At 66.2% G+C, this 13,755-nt stretch carries 12 protein-coding genes and 1 tRNA gene; 7 read left to right on the top strand and 6 right to left on the bottom strand.

Translation table 11 applies throughout. From position 1 onward, the window contains the following. The first annotated feature begins 182 nt into the window (after positions 1-182). Positions 183-1,397 carry a 5-aminolevulinate synthase gene (hemA, locus tag EV665_RS13460; RefSeq protein WP_133034484.1) on the top strand — a complete coding sequence of 405 codons (1,215 nt, stop codon included), beginning with the start codon at positions 183-185 and terminating at the stop codon, positions 1,395-1,397. Between the two features lie 20 nt (positions 1,398-1,417). Here hemA and dxr read toward each other — a convergent pair whose 3' ends face one another. Further along, entirely contained in the window at positions 1,418-2,593 is a 1,176-nt protein-coding gene (gene dxr, locus EV665_RS13455) for a 1-deoxy-D-xylulose-5-phosphate reductoisomerase (protein WP_064331834.1), read from the bottom strand. A 190-nt stretch (positions 2,594-2,783) separates the two neighbouring features. Here dxr and EV665_RS32840 point away from each other — a divergent pair, with 190 nt between their 5' ends. Both EV665_RS32840 and EV665_RS13445 read left to right on the top strand, forming a co-directional pair. After that, positions 2,784-3,500, top strand: coding sequence for an META domain-containing protein (locus EV665_RS32840; RefSeq protein WP_245507713.1), 717 nt, complete (start codon positions 2,784-2,786; stop codon positions 3,498-3,500). Positions 3,501-3,528: 28 nt separating this feature from the next. Next, positions 3,529-3,909, top strand: coding sequence for a hypothetical protein (locus tag EV665_RS13445; protein ID WP_064331836.1), 381 nt, complete (start codon positions 3,529-3,531; stop codon positions 3,907-3,909). A gap of 308 nt (positions 3,910-4,217) precedes the next feature. On the opposite strand, the gene EV665_RS13440 is transcribed toward EV665_RS13445, so the two are convergent. Together EV665_RS13440 and EV665_RS13435 are read right to left on the bottom strand one after the other, a co-directional pair. Next, positions 4,218-4,294, bottom strand: a tRNA-Arg gene (locus EV665_RS13440). A 46-nt stretch (positions 4,295-4,340) separates the two neighbouring features. Then, the gene (locus tag EV665_RS13435) at positions 4,341-5,501 is read right to left on the bottom strand and encodes a M20 aminoacylase family protein (RefSeq protein ID WP_133034483.1); all 1,161 of its coding nucleotides are present in this window, start codon (positions 5,499-5,501) and stop codon (positions 4,341-4,343) included. A gap of 131 nt (positions 5,502-5,632) precedes the next feature. Here EV665_RS13435 and EV665_RS13430 point away from each other — a divergent pair, with 131 nt between their 5' ends. Together EV665_RS13430 and EV665_RS13425 are read left to right on the top strand one after the other, a co-directional pair. Next, complete coding sequence (locus EV665_RS13430) at positions 5,633-6,748, top strand: D-alanyl-D-alanine carboxypeptidase family protein (RefSeq protein ID WP_133034482.1); 1,116 nt, start codon at positions 5,633-5,635, stop codon at positions 6,746-6,748. Between the two features lie 39 nt (positions 6,749-6,787). Next, positions 6,788-7,966 carry a CobW family GTP-binding protein gene (locus EV665_RS13425; protein WP_133034481.1) on the top strand — a complete coding sequence of 393 codons (1,179 nt, stop codon included), beginning with the start codon at positions 6,788-6,790 and terminating at the stop codon, positions 7,964-7,966. A gap of 185 nt (positions 7,967-8,151) precedes the next feature. Here EV665_RS13425 and EV665_RS32325 read toward each other — a convergent pair whose 3' ends face one another. The 3 genes from EV665_RS32325 to EV665_RS13415 all read right to left on the bottom strand — a co-directional run bounded on the left by EV665_RS32325 (position 8,152) and on the right by EV665_RS13415 (position 10,746). Further along, a complete protein-coding gene (locus tag EV665_RS32325; protein WP_162853017.1) occupies positions 8,152-8,328 on the bottom strand; it encodes a hypothetical protein in 177 nt (58 codons plus the stop codon). Between the two features lie 115 nt (positions 8,329-8,443). Then, positions 8,444-9,727 (bottom strand): NAD(P)/FAD-dependent oxidoreductase, encoded by a 1,284-nt coding sequence (locus EV665_RS13420; protein ID WP_133034480.1) that lies wholly within the window; start codon positions 9,725-9,727, stop codon positions 8,444-8,446. Positions 9,728-9,849: 122 nt separating this feature from the next. Continuing rightward, positions 9,850-10,746: a LysR substrate-binding domain-containing protein gene (locus tag EV665_RS13415; protein ID WP_064331841.1), complete on the bottom strand. Its 897-nt coding sequence runs from the start codon at positions 10,744-10,746 to the stop codon at positions 9,850-9,852. Positions 10,747-10,917: 171 nt separating this feature from the next. On the opposite strand from EV665_RS13415, the gene hglS reads away from it, so the two are divergent. Further along, positions 10,918-12,315, top strand: a complete 1,398-nt coding sequence (gene hglS, locus EV665_RS13410; RefSeq protein WP_133034479.1) for a 2-oxoadipate dioxygenase/decarboxylase HglS — start codon at positions 10,918-10,920, stop codon at positions 12,313-12,315. Between the two features lie 11 nt (positions 12,316-12,326). Then, a complete protein-coding gene (locus EV665_RS13405; RefSeq protein WP_133034478.1) occupies positions 12,327-13,745 on the top strand; it encodes an FAD-binding oxidoreductase in 1,419 nt (472 codons plus the stop codon). Positions 13,746-13,755 lie beyond the last annotated feature (10 nt).

The raw sequence follows: 13,755 nt of genomic DNA, 5'->3' as shown, positions 1-13,755 counted from the left end.
GCAGACTTGACATGCATCAACAGGAAATGGCCTTTGGGGGCTTAGGATACATTGGAATGGTTCAAAGGTGGCGCCGATTTGCCGCAGCGGATACCGTTGCGGGAAAAGGGCGCCTGATATAGCCGATTGAACGACCGCCAACGATGATGATGTCCGGGTTTCCGCCGGACAGGAGACTCTGGATGGACTTCGAGACCTACTTCAAGAACGAGCTGGACGGCCTGCATCAGGAAGGCCGCTATCGCGTTTTCGCCGACCTGGAGCGCCAGAAGGGCAATTTCCCGAAAGCGACCCGCCACACGGCGAACGGCCCGCAGGACGTCACGGTCTGGTGCTCGAACGACTATCTCGGCATGGGCCAGCATCCCAAGGTGACCGAGGCGATGAAGCTCGCCATCGACCAGTGTGGCGCCGGTGCCGGCGGCACTCGCAACATCTCCGGCACCAACCACTATCACGTCATCCTTGAGCGCGAGCTCGCCGACCTGCACGGCAAGGAATCGGCCCTGCTCTTCACCTCGGGCTACGTGTCAAACTGGGCTGCGCTCGGCACGCTCTGTTCCAGGATCCCCGGCATCATCTGTTTCTCCGATGCCGGCAACCACGCCTCGATGATCGAGGGCATCCGCCATTCGAAATGCGAGCGGGTGATCTGGAAGCACAACGACCTGAAGGACCTCGAAGCCAAGCTTTCCGCGGCCGATCCGAAGGCGCCGAAGCTGATCGCCTTCGAATCGGTCTATTCCATGGACGGCGACATCGCCCCCATCAAGGAGATCTGTGACCTCGCCGACAAATACGGCGCGATGACCTATCTCGATGAAGTGCATGCCGTCGGCATGTACGGCCCGCGCGGCGGCGGCATTGCCGAACGCGAAGGCCTGATGCACCGCCTGACCCTCATCGAGGGCACGCTCGGCAAGGCCTTCGGCGTCATGGGCGGCTACATTGCCGGCTCGGCGGCGCTCTGCGACTTCGTGCGCTCCTTCGCCTCCGGCTTCATCTTCACGACGTCGCTGCCGCCGGCGATCGCCGCCGGCGCGGCCGCGGCCATCCGCCATCTCAAGGAAAGCCAGGTCGAACGCTTCGCCCACCAGGAGCGCGTGCGCAAGCTGCGCAGCCTGCTCGACCGCAACGGCATTCCGCACATGCCCAATCCGAGCCATATCGTGCCGGTCATGGTGGGCGATGCGGCCAAGTGCAAGTGGATCTCGGACCTGCTGCTCGACAATTTCGGTATCTACGTCCAGCCGATCAACTATCCGACCGTGCCGAAGAAGACCGAGCGCCTGCGCATCACGCCGACGCCGCTGCATGACGATGCCGATATCGAGCACCTCGTCAGTGCCCTGCATTCGCTCTGGTCGCGCTGTGCGCTCGCCCGCGCCGTCGCCTGACGGATCGGCGTAAGCCAGCACTATCCGATGAGCCCGGCGGCCACCCGCCGGGCTTCTTCGTCCGCGGCGAAGACGTCGTCCATGGACGCGGCCGGCGGCAGATGCGTGAGCCTGTCCATCACCGCCTCGGCAATATCGGCCATTGCGAGGAAACCGATGCGCCCGCCGACAAAGGCATGGAACGCCACCTCCTCGGCCGCATTCATCACCGCGCCCTGCAGGCCGCCGCGCTCCAGCGCCGTGCGGGCCAGGCGCAGCGCCGGGAAGCGCTCTTCATCCGGCGCCTCGAAATCGAGCCGCGACAGTTTTGCGAAATCCAGCCGGTCGACATTGAGCGGCGAACGCCCGGGATAGGTCAGCGCATAGCCGATCGCCGTGCGCATGTCCGGCGCGCCGAGCTGCGCCAGCACCGAGCCGTCGACATAACCGACCATCGAATGGATGATCGACTGCGGATGCACCACCACCTCGATCTGGTCCGGCCTGACATCGAAGAGGTGCTTCGCCTCGATCATCTCCAGGGCCTTGTTGAACATGGAGGCGCTGCCGATCGAGATTTTGAGGCCCATCGACCAGTTGGGATGAGCCCGGGCGATATCGGCGGTGACATCGGCCATCTGCGCGCGGCTCCAGGTGCGGAACGGCCCGCCGGAAGCCGTCAGCACGATGCGCTCGACCGCGTGGCGCTGGTCGTCCTCCAGCGCCTGGAAGATCGCGCTGTGTTCGCTGTCGACCGGGATGAGCCGCCCGCCGCCCGCAGCGACGGCCCGGACGAAGAGGTCGCCGGCCGAGACGAGGCATTCCTTGTTGGCGAGCGCGATGTCCGCGCCCTTCCTCGCCGCCGCCAGCGTCGGCGCAAGGCCGGCCGTGCCGACGATCGCCGCCATCACCCAGTCCGCTTCGCCGGAGGCCGCTTCCAGCAGCGCCGAGCGTCCCGCCGCCGCTTCGATGCCGCTGCCGGCAAGAGCCTCCTTCAGCGCGCCGTAGCGGCTCTCGTCCGCCGTCACCGCCATCCTCGCCCCGCAGTCCTTCGCCTGCGCGGCGAGGAGATCGACATTGCCGTTGCCGGTCAGCGCCAGGACCTCGTAGCGATCCTGCCCGCCGAGCTGGCGCACCACGTCGAGCGTGCTGGTGCCGATGGAGCCTGTCGAGCCGAGAATGGTGATGCGGCGCTTTTGCCGCGCGTCGGGAGCCATGGTGAAGTCCGCGATTTTCTTGTTATCGACAGAAGGCTCTACAGGCGAAAGGCGCCTGCAACAAGTCATGGAAATGCTGTAAAGCGAAGGCTGCGCCCGTCTTCGCAACCCCGCGGCTTGACCTTTTCGCCCGGACGGCCATAACGTCCCGGCAAAGCGGTCTTCCGCGCTGACGCGATTGGAGAAATCTGTGCACCGACGCCTGAGAGTATGGACCCTCGCCTGCCTCGCCTTCATGGCGGCAGCTCCGGCCTATGCCGACGAGCCGGTCCCGGGTGGTCTCGGCGGCACCTGGCTTGCCGAGGATATCGGCGGCAACGGTGTCATCGACGACCTGCAGACGACGCTGGAAATCAAGCCGGACGGCTCCTATGGCGGCAATGGCGGCTGCAACACCTATCGCGGCAAGCTGAAGGTGCAGAACGGCAACATCGCCTTCGCCCCCGCCGCCGCGACGCGCAAGATGTGCGCGCCGGCCATCATGGACCAGGAGCAGAAGTTCTTCGACGCGCTCGGCACCGTGACCTCGTGGAAGCTCGAAAACGGCATCCTGCACCTGACGGGCAAGGAAGGCGCACCCGCGATCCGCCTTGCCGGCCTCAAGAACAACACCGACATCGTCATCCGCCTGCCGGGCCCCGAACAGAGCGTGGCGCGCGAAACGATCAACTACCAGTGCGACGCTGAGCAACGCGTCGTCGTCGAATACATCAATGCCGGCGCCAATTCGCTCGCCGTCCTGAGGATCGCCGAAGAGACGGTCATCGCCGCCAACGTGCTCTCGGCCTCCGGCGCCAAATATGCCGGCGGCCAGTATGAATGGTGGACGAAGGGCGACGAGGCGACGCTCTACGACCTGACCGGGGGCGAGAACGCGCCGGGCGTCAGCTGCCGCAAGACCGGCTGAGCCGGCCGGTCATTGGAGGGGACATCGCATGCCCACATTCCGCGTCGGACAGAAGGTCGTCTGCATCAACGACCGCTTCAAGAACGTCTCGATCGACCAGGGCATCCGCAAGGGGCAGGTCTACACGGTCCGCTGGACCGGCCACTACCGCCACTATGTCGACGGCGACTTCTACGGCATCAAGCTGATGGAGCTCTACCGCGGCAAGGACGACGGCCCGGAAGGCTACGGCGCCGACGACATGCCCTTCCGCGCCAGCCGCTTCCGCCCGCTCGTGTCCGATCGCATCCGCAGCCTCCTCGGCCTCAAGGCCCCGCAGCCGAAGGTCGTCACCAAACCTTCGATCGTGCCGTCCATCCGCACCAAGCCCCGTGTCGTCACGCCGGAGCGCGAGAAGGAAGACGTCTGACGACATTCGGGGAACGGTGACCCCCGCCGCGCGATCCGGCTCCACGACGTGGGCACGCGAGGGAGCAATATCCGCACGATGGAGACCCCCATGCGCCACCTCATTCTTGTCGCCGCCCTCGCCTTGCTCGGCGCCTGCACCGCCGGCCGCCCGGCAAACTGCGTCGTCACGCCCGCCGACCTCGTCGAGTGCGAGGCGAAGTAAAGGTGGTGCACAGGCTGAAGGTATCTTGGACGAAAGGCCACAAGCGTGGCGGCCGCACCGCATCCTCTGCGCTTGCGAACAGCGCGCCGCGACTCAGAAGCAAGTGGTGATCCCGCCGCGATTCGAACGCGGGACCCCCAGATTAGGAATCTGGTGCTCTATCCTGCTGAGCTACGGGACCACTGACTGCACCCATACAAAAGCCGGGGCTTTTAGCCAAGTGGTTTTCAGGCCGCGAGGCGGCTTTCGGCGAGCTTGACCCAGTAGCTCACCCCATGGGGTATGGCATCGTCGTTGAAATCGTAGGCCGGATGGTGCAGGCCCGCGCTGTCGCCGTTGCCCAGGAAGATGAAGGCGCCGGGGCGGGCGAGCAGCATGTAGGAGAAATCCTCGCCGCCCATCATCGGATCGAGCGACGGGTCGACCGCGGCCTCGCCGGCGATCTCGCGCGCGACGGCGACGGCATGGCCGGTCTCCTCGGGGTGGTTGGCCGTGACGGGATAGTTGCGGTGGTAGCCGACCGTGATCTCGGCGCCGTGGGCGGCCGCAAGGCCATCGCAGATCTGGCGGATGCGGGTTTCCGCCTCCTGGCGCATCTCGGCGCTCAGGGTGCGCACGGTGCCGGCAAGCTGCGCCGTCTCCGGGATGACGTTGTGGGCGAAGCCGGCGTTGAACTTGGTGACGGAGACGACGAGGGACGCGATCGGATCGGCGACGCGCGAGACGATGGTCTGGAGCGCGGAAACCACCTGGGCGCCGATGACGATCGGATCGACCGTCTTGTGCGGCAGGGCGGCATGGCCGCCGCGGCCCCTGACCGTGATGCTGAACTCGTCGGTCGCCGCCATGATCGGGCCGGGGCGCGTGCCGAAGGAGCCGACCGGCATGCCCGGCAGGTTGTGCATGCCGTAGACCTCGGCAATGCCGAAGCGCTCCATCATGCCGTCCTTGACCATCTCGTTGCCGCCGCCGCCGCCCTCTTCGGCCGGCTGGAAGATGACCGCGACATTGCCGGAGAAATTGCGCGTCTCGGCAAGGTATTTCGCCGCGCCGAGCAGCATGGCCGTGTGGCCGTCATGGCCGCAGGCATGCATCTTGCCCTTGGCGGTCGAGGCCCAGGGTTTTCCGCTCGCCTCCTCGATCGGCAGCGCATCCATGTCGGCGCGAAGGCCGATCGTGCGCCCCTCGCCCTTGCCGCGGATGAGGCCGACGACGCCCGTGCGGCCGATGCCGGTCACGATTTCGTCGACGCCGAATTCGCGCAGCTTCCCGGCCACGAAGGCGGCGGTCTTTTCCACGGCGAAGAGGATTTCCGGCTCCCGGTGGATCTGCCTGCGCCATTCAGCGATTTCGTCCTGCATCTCTGCGGCGCGGTTGAGGATGGGCATGCAACACTTCCTGTCATTTCGGCCGCAAAACCGGCCATCTGCATTCGATGGCTTTGCCATCACGGTGCCATATAGGTTAAATAGGGCGACGGTTCGAGACAACTCCCGATTTCGAGGACACAGCCTTGCAGATGAACGGACGAACGACGCGCCGGAGCGCATGGTTTTTGGGCTCCAGCCTGCTGCTCGCAGCCACCCTTCTGGCAACCGCGGCAACCGCCGCCCCGCGCATCCTTGTGGACGTCAACACGCTGAAGGTCATCGAGCACGAGGATGCCTTCCAGCGCTGGTATCCGGCCTCGCTGACCAAGCTGATGACCGCCTACACCGTCTTCCGCGCGATCAAGGCCGGCGAGGTCTCGCTGGAAAGCACGGTGACGATGACGAAGAACGCCGCCGCCGAGCCGCCGAGCAAGATGTACTACAAGCCCGGCCAGAAGATGACGCTCGACAGTGCGCTGAAGATCATCCTGGTGAAATCGGCCAACGACGTCGCCGTGGCGATCGGCGAATCCGTCGCCGGCTCGGAACAGGCTTTCGTCGCCCGCATGAATGCCGAAGCCGCCCGCATCGGCATGAGTTCCTCGCATTTCATCAATCCGCACGGCCTGCCCGGCAAGGGCCAGTACACGACGGCGCGCGACCTTGCCGTGCTTGCCGTGACGCTGAAGCGCGAATTCCCGCAATACGCCTCCTATTTCGCGCTGGAAGGTTTCACCACCGGCAAGAAGCAATATCCGAACTTCAACATGCTGATCGGCCGCTTCGACGGCGCGGACGGCATGAAGACCGGCTTCATCTGCGCCTCCGGCTTCAACCAGGTGTCCTCGGCCACCCGCAACGGCCGCAGCGTCGTCTCCGTCGTGCTCGGCTCCGACAGCCTCGGCGCGCGCGCGGACATTTCCGCCGGCATGCTGGAAAAGGGCCTGACGAAGCAGGCAGGCAATGTGCCGACACTCGGCCAGTTGCGCCCCTATGGCGAGACGCGCGACATCGTCGCCGACGTTTCGCAGGAGATCTGCTCGAAACACGCGGCCAAGGTGCGCAGCGAAAGCCGCGACGAGGCCGGGCGGCAAAAGCTCGTCTCGCCCTATATCCATGAGCTGAACCGGCCGCTGAAGCTGGTCTTCGCGGGCCTTATCGGCGGGGACACGGCCAAGCCCGCGGGCAACGAACAGGTCGCCGTCGGCGACACCGGCGGCCTTGCCAACGTGCCGATCCCGATCCCGCGTCCCACCACCTTCTGATTGGCCCCATTCGATTGGCCCCATGTGATTGGAAAGACCATGACCCCTGCTGAGCGGCGCGTGCCGGTTTCCGTGCTGACCGGATTTCTGGGCGCGGGCAAGACGACCCTGCTCAACCGGCTGCTGAAGGACCCGACGCTCACCGACACGGCCGTCATCATCAACGAATTCGGCGAGGTCGGCATCGATCACCTGCTCGTCGAACAGTCGAGCGACGGCGTCATCGAGCTTTCCGACGGATGCCTGTGCTGCACGATCCGCGGCGAGCTGGTCGATACGCTCGCCGACCTGATGGACCGCATGCAGACGGGCAGGATCCAGCCGCTGAAGCGCGTGGTGATCGAGACGACCGGCCTTGCCGATCCCGCGCCGGTGCTGCAATCCGTCATGGGCAATCCGGTGCTCAGCCAGTCCTTCAGCCTCGACGGCGTGATCACCGTGGTCGATGCCGTCCACGGCCTGTCGACGCTCGCCAACCATCCCGAGGCGGTCAAGCAGGTCGCCGTCGCCGACCGCGTGCTGATCAGCAAGATCTCGCTTGCCGATGCCGCGGCGGTGGAAGCGGTGCAGCGGGAGATCGCCGCACTCAATCCGCGGGCGAGCGTCTCGGACATCGACACGCCCGGCCTCGTCGGCCCGGCCCTCCTCGCCAACGGCCTCTACGATCCCGGCAGCAAGATCCCCGACGTCCGCCGATGGCTGCACGAAGAGGCGCACGACCAGCATGATCATGGGCACGATCACGCGCATCACCACGATCATGACCACCACCATCACGGCCATGACCACGGGCATCATCACCATCATGCCCACCAGCACGCCCATGACGTGACCCGCCACGACGCGACGATCCGCTCCTTCAGCATCGTGCACGACCGGCCGGTCGATCCGATGGCGCTGGAGATGTTCATCGATCTCCTGCGCTCCGCGCACGGGGAAAAGCTCCTGCGCATGAAGGGCATCGTGCTGATGTCCAACAATCCGGAGCGGCCGCTGGTGCTGCAGGGCGTGCAGAGCGTCTTCCATCCGCCGGAGCGCCTTTCCGCCTGGCCCGACCCGGCCGACCGTCGCACGCGGCTGGTGCTGATCACCAGGGACCTGCCGGAAGCCTTCGTACGCGATCTCTTCGATGCCTTCACCGGCACGCCGAAGATCGACCGGCCGGACCGCGCCGCGCTGTCCGACAATCCCCTCGCCATTCCGGGCCTGCGCCTCTGATACCGGGCGGGGCAGGCGCTTACGGCATCCGCTGGAAGCGCCTTGCCATGCGCACCGTAAGCGCAGTGGCGTTGCGCAGGCATTCGGCACCGCAGCCGTTGTCGACCGCCAGCGTCGCCAGAAACGGCAGAAGACCCGAATGCAGGGGACATCCGGGCCTTCGGGGAGGTCAGCGGGAAAAGCGCTTACTTGCAGACCTTGACCGTCTTGAAGATGACATTGCCGTAGTAGTCGTAGGCCTTGACCTTCTTGATGAAGCAGTGCGGCTTGTAGCCGTAGCTGTAGTAGCCGGCCTGCGAGGGGGCGGCGAAGGAGACGGCGGCAATGAGGGCGACGGTGGCGGAAACGATGATCTTGCGCATGGGGTCTCTCCTGATCTCTTGTTGGGGATGAGCCTCTCTCATCCGGTGATCAGAAGATCTCACATCGTCCCGCCTGCCGCTGTTTCGCAGGAAACAGGCGGGCGCGGCCCCGAAATCAGAAGCGGGCGCCGGCGAAATGGGCGATCTGCGCGCCGAGTTCGTAATAGCCCTCGCGCATCGAGCGGAAGGACTGCGCCTCGGGCGCGCTCACCGGCAGCGGCAGGTCCGTCTCGGCGATCTCACCGGAAATGAGCTCCGCCAGCGTGCGGCCGAAGACCGTGCCGGGCGCGATGCCGCGGCCGTTGTAGCCGGAAAAGCCGATGACGTTCTCGGCAAGGCGGTGGAAGCGCGGCAGGTTGTCCGTCGTCATGCCGATCTTGCCGTACCATTCCGCCTCGAAGGGGACATCGCCGATCGCGGGGAAGAGCTTTTTCAGCGCGCGCCGCGCCCAGGCCTTGTGAACGCCGGTGCCCGTGCCGCGCAACGCGCCGACGCTGCCGAACACCAGCCGGCCGCGCTTGTCGAAGCGGAAGGAGGAGAGGACTTCCTTCGTGTCCCAGGCACCCTGCCGCTCCGGCAGGATCTTCGCCTGCATCTCGGGCGAAAGCGGCGCGGTGGCGAAGTTGAAATAGGGCAGGTGCACGAGCTCGCTGCGCACCTCGTTCCAAGGCGCCACCGTATAGGCATTGGTGGCGACGACCACCCAGTCCGCCGTGACGGAGCCGCGCGCGGTCGTCACCGTCCACCGTTTTCCCGTCCGCTCCGCACCCGTCACCGGGCTTGCCGTGAAGACCGCAGCGCCGGCCGCAATCGCCGCGCGGGCAAGGCCGCGCGCATAGGCGAGCGGCTGGATCGTGCCGGCGCGCAGGTCGAGGAGCGAGCCCGCATAGGCCTCCGTGCCCACCTTCGCCGCCGTCTCGGCCGCGTCCAGCAGGCGCACCAGCGCGCCGCGGCGGGCCCATTGCTCGGCGCGCTGCTTCAGTTCGTCGAGACCGGATTGGCCGACGGCGCAATGCAGCGTGCCGGCCGGGTTGATCTCGCAATCGATCGCATGCTTTTCGACGAGGTCGAACACGGCACGCGGCGCATTGCCGAGAAGTTCCAGCAGCCGGCTGCCGTACAGGTCGCCGAGCACGCCGGGCAGTTCGTCGGGCATCACCCACATGCCGGCATTGACGAGGCCGACATTGCGGCCCGAGCCGCCGTAGCCGATCTCCGCCCCTTCGAGCAGGATGACCCGCGTGCCGCGCTCGGCCAGATGCAGCGCCGTCGAGAAACCGGTATACCCGCCGCCGACGATGACGACATCCGCCTCCGCCCTGCCGGAAAAGGCGACGGTTTCGGGGGCGGGCGGAGCGGTCATCTCCCAAAGGCCATGGGAGCGCGGGTCGTTGAGCATGGGCGTCAGTCTTTTCCGGAGGAGAAGGATTTCTCGCCGCACAATCGGCCATGCGGCCCGACGACTAAAGCAAAAAATGAGAACGGGGTCATGCCCCCGCCGCATGATCGGCCGCGAAAATCCTATGCCGGGACCTGCCGGGAAATCCAGGCGCGAAACGCCTGGCTCAGCGGATTTTCGAGCTTTCCTTCCGGCACGACGAGATAATAGCTGTTCTCCGTCTCCATCGGCCGGTCGAAGACGACGGCGAGCCGGCCGCTCGCCAGCTCCTGCTCGATCAGGTAATGCGGCAGCAGCGCGAAGCCGAGCCCCGCGACGGCCGTCTCGATGACCATGGAGAACTGGTCGAAGCGATGGCCACGATAGGCCGTATCCGCCGAGCCGCCGTTCAGCTCGAACCATTGCGCCCAGAGCTTCGGGCGCGTCGCAAGATGCAGGAGCGGCGCCCGCTCCAGGTCCTTCGGCTCGGCAAGGTTCCAGGATTTCACCAGCTCCGGGCTTGCCGCGGGGAGAATGACCTCGCTGCACAGATAGGTACAGGCCGCCCGCGCCCAGACTGGCTGGCCGTAGTGGATCGCGAGGTCGAAATTCTCCTCGTCGAAATCGAACGGCGCCGAGCGCGAGGCGATGTTGATGATCGTGCCGGGATTTTCCGCAAGGAAGCCCGGAATGCGCGGCGTCAGCCAGCGGCTGCCGAAGGTCGGCAGCGTCGCGATGGAAAGGCTGTGCTCGGAGGAGGCCGATGCCATGGCGCGCAGCATGGTCTCCTCCGTCTGGTGCAGCAGCTTGCGCACTTCCGGCAGGAAACGGCGGCCATCGTCAGAGAGCACCACGCGCTGGCGCACGCGCTCGAACAGCAGCACGCCCAGCTGTTCCTCCAGGTCCTTGATCTGGCGGCTGACGGCGCTCTGGGTGAGGTTCAGCTCATGGGCCGCCTGCGTGAAGCTGCCGTGGCGCGCGGCGCATTCGAACGCCTGCAGCGTGGTGACGTCGGGGATCAGCCTTCGACTGAGCTTCATTCTTTCCTCGCATCAACATAGTCAGAACGGTCGCAATCGCGGCAAGAAACGATCCGGTATGATCCGTTTTGAGAATGATCAGGGCCTCCCACCCTTCTAAAGCAATTCCAGGAAAAGTGTGAAGCGGTTTTCCATGCGGAATTGCGCAACATCGAGATGAGACCGCTCGCCATGAAAGCAAATTCGCACGTTTCCGCCGACAAGATCCGCGCGGACTTCTCCGCCGCGATGTCCGCCATGTACCGCAACGAGGTTCCCGCCTATGGCACGCTGATGTCGCTGGTGGCCGAGGTGAACGCCGAGACGCTTGCCGCCGACCCCGTCCTCAGGGAGCGCCTGGAGGCGACAGACACGCTGGAGCGCATCTCCGAGGAACGCCATGGCGCCATCCGCCTCGGCACGCCGGGCGAGCTTTCCATGATGCGCCGCGTCTTCGCCGTCATGGGCATGTTCCCGGTCGGCTACTACGACCTCTCCACCGCCGGCGTTCCCGTGCACTCCACCGCCTTCCGCCCGGTCGGCGCCGAAAGCCTCAGCCTCAACCCCTTCCGCGTCTTCACCTCGCTGCTGCGCCTCGATCTCATCGCCGACGAAAAACTGCGTGAAGAAGCGGCCGACGTGCTCGCCGCACGAAAGATCTTCACCGACGAGGCCGTCAGGCTCGTCGAGAAGGCCGAGCGTGACGGCGGCCTCGATGAAGCCGATGCCGCCCATTTCGTCAGCGAAGTGCTGGAAACCTTCCGCTGGCACGACCAGGCCATCGTCAGCGCCGACATGTACAAGCGCCTGCACGAGGCGCATCGCCTGATCGCCGACGTCGTCTCCTTCAAGGGTCCGCACATCAACCACCTGACACCGCGCACGCTCGACATCGACAAGGTACAGGCCCGCATGCCGGAAGAGGGCATCGCCCCGAAGGCCGTCGTCGAGGGCCCGCCGACCCGCACCTGCCCGATCCTCCTGCGCCAGACCTCGTTCAAGGCGCTGGAGGAGGCCGTCTCCTTCATCGGCGCCGACGGCGCCTGGCAGCAAGGCTCCCACACGGCCCGCTTCGGCGAGATCGAGCAGCGCGGCGTGGCACTGACGCCGAAGGGCCGCGCGCTCTACGACCGGCTGCTCACCGAGACGCGCGCCCGCGTGCGCCCGGCCGCCGACGGCTCCAATGCCGCCGAATACGAGGCCGCGCTCGCCGACGTCTTCAAGGCCTTCCCGGATGACTGGGACGGCATCCGCAAGGCGGGCCTCGGCTATTTCACCTATTGCCTGACGGAGAAGGGCAAGTCCGGCACCGGCCGCAACGCCGATCTCGAAACGGCGATCGAAGCCGGCCTCATCCGCTTCGACCCGATCGTCTACGAGGATTTCCTGCCGGTCAGCGCCGCGGGCATCTTCCAGTCGAACCTCGGCGACGACGCGACCCAGGACTTCGTCGCCAGCCCGAACCAGGTGATGTTCGAGCGCGATCTCGGCCATGCCGTCCTCGACGAATTCGCCCACTATGCCGCCATCCAGCGCGCGTCGCTTGAAATGTGCCTCGGCATCGTCAACATGGCTGCCGCTGCGGAGTGACGGAAGAGCGCATGATCGAGGCACGCCATATCGAAGCGCTGAAGGGCCTTGCCGGCGAGAAGGGTCTTCTCACCGAAGAAGCCGACATGGCCGCCTACGAGACCGGCGCGCGCTACGACAGGGGCCGCGCCGCCTTCGTCGCCCGCCCGGCCACGACGGCGGAGGCCTCCGCCATCGTCTCCTATTGCGTGCGGAACGCCATCGCGCTCGTGCCGCAGTCCGGCAATACCGGCCTCGTCTCCGGCTCGACGCCCGACGGGAGCGGCCGACAGGGCGTGCTCAGCCTCGACCGCCTGACCGCCCCCTTCGACCTCGACCGGGTGAACCGCTCGGTCAGGGCCGGGGCGGGCCTGCGCCTTTCCGACCTCAACGGCAAGCTGGAAGACAGCGGCCTCTTCTTCCCGATCGACCTCGGCGCCGACCCGCGCCTCGGCGGCATGATCGCGACGAACACCGGCGGCTCGCGGTTCCTGCGCTACGGCGATGTGCGCCGCAATGTTCTCGGCCTCACCGTGGTGCTCGCCGACGAGGCCGGCACCGTGCTCGACCTCTCCTCGGACCTGCGCAAGAACAATACCGGCGTCGACTGGAAGCAGCTCTTCATCGGCACGTCGGGCGCCTTCGGCGTCGTCACCGAATGCGTGCTGAACCTCGAACCCGCCCCGAAACAGTCCGCCACCGCCCTGCTCGTGCCCGCCTCGGCAGACCAGGTCGCGACGCTGCTCGTCGCCATGGAAGACGCGCTCGGCAGCTATCTCTCGGCCTTCGAGGGCATGTCCGGCAACGCGGTCGCCGCCGCGCTCGATCATGTGCCGTCGCTGCGCAATCCCTTCCAGGGCGGCGTGGTGCCCGACTTCGTCATCCTCGCGGAAATCTCCCGCTCCACTCCGCCGCGCGCTGGCGAGCAGCCGCTCGACGCGGTGCTGGAAGAGGTGCTCGCCGCGATCTGGGAGCGCGAGGACGCACCGCTCGCCGACGCCTTCGTCGGCCCGCCGCACGAGATCTGGGCGCTGCGCCATGCGCTCTCGGAGGGCGTGAAGCATCGCGGGCGATTGATCGCCTTCGATCTGTCCTTCCGCCGGGGTGACATCATGCCCTTCCTCGCCCATATGAAGGCGGAAATGCCTGATCACTTCGAGGACGTCACGATCTGCGACTTCGGCCATATCGGCGACGGCGGCGTGCACTTCAACCTGGTCGTCGCGAAGGACGACCCACGGCTTGCCGATCCCGATTTCGAGGCGGACCTGCGCGAATGGGTCTTCACCGTCGCGGTCGAGCAATTCGGCGGCAGCTTCAGCGCGGAACACGCCATCGGCCGCAAGAACCAGGCCTTCTACGACAGATACACCCCGGAAAAGCTCCGCGCGCTTGCGGCCGGGCTGAAAACCATCACCTCGCCGGGCCCGCTCGGCACCATCACATTCTAAAAACAGACAG

Source organism: Shinella granuli, from assembly GCF_004341885.1.
Classification (GTDB): Bacteria; Pseudomonadota; Alphaproteobacteria; order Rhizobiales; family Rhizobiaceae; genus Shinella; species Shinella granuli.
Note: the sequence above shows the minus strand (reverse complement) of the source record. Positions and strands in the feature narration are given on the sequence as shown.

Excerpts from the sequence above, each read along its gene's own strand:
- hemA (WP_133034484.1), top strand. The coding sequence starts at position 183 with ATGGACTTCGAGACCTACTTCAAGAACGAGCTGGACGGCCTGCATCAG.
- dxr (WP_064331834.1), bottom strand. The coding sequence starts at position 2,593 with ATGGCTCCCGACGCGCGGCAAAAGCGCCGCATCACCATTCTCGGCTCG.
- EV665_RS13445 (WP_064331836.1), top strand. The coding sequence starts at position 3,529 with ATGCCCACATTCCGCGTCGGACAGAAGGTCGTCTGCATCAACGACCGC.
- EV665_RS13435 (WP_133034483.1), bottom strand. The coding sequence starts at position 5,501 with ATGCCCATCCTCAACCGCGCCGCAGAGATGCAGGACGAAATCGCTGAA.
- EV665_RS13430 (WP_133034482.1), top strand. The coding sequence starts at position 5,633 with ATGAACGGACGAACGACGCGCCGGAGCGCATGGTTTTTGGGCTCCAGC.
- EV665_RS13425 (WP_133034481.1), top strand. The coding sequence starts at position 6,788 with ATGACCCCTGCTGAGCGGCGCGTGCCGGTTTCCGTGCTGACCGGATTT.
- EV665_RS32325 (WP_162853017.1), bottom strand. The coding sequence starts at position 8,328 with ATGCGCAAGATCATCGTTTCCGCCACCGTCGCCCTCATTGCCGCCGTC.
- EV665_RS13420 (WP_133034480.1), bottom strand. The coding sequence starts at position 9,727 with ATGCTCAACGACCCGCGCTCCCATGGCCTTTGGGAGATGACCGCTCCG.
- EV665_RS13415 (WP_064331841.1), bottom strand. The coding sequence starts at position 10,746 with ATGAAGCTCAGTCGAAGGCTGATCCCCGACGTCACCACGCTGCAGGCG.
- hglS (WP_133034479.1), top strand. The coding sequence starts at position 10,918 with ATGAAAGCAAATTCGCACGTTTCCGCCGACAAGATCCGCGCGGACTTC.
- EV665_RS13405 (WP_133034478.1), top strand. The coding sequence starts at position 12,327 with ATGATCGAGGCACGCCATATCGAAGCGCTGAAGGGCCTTGCCGGCGAG.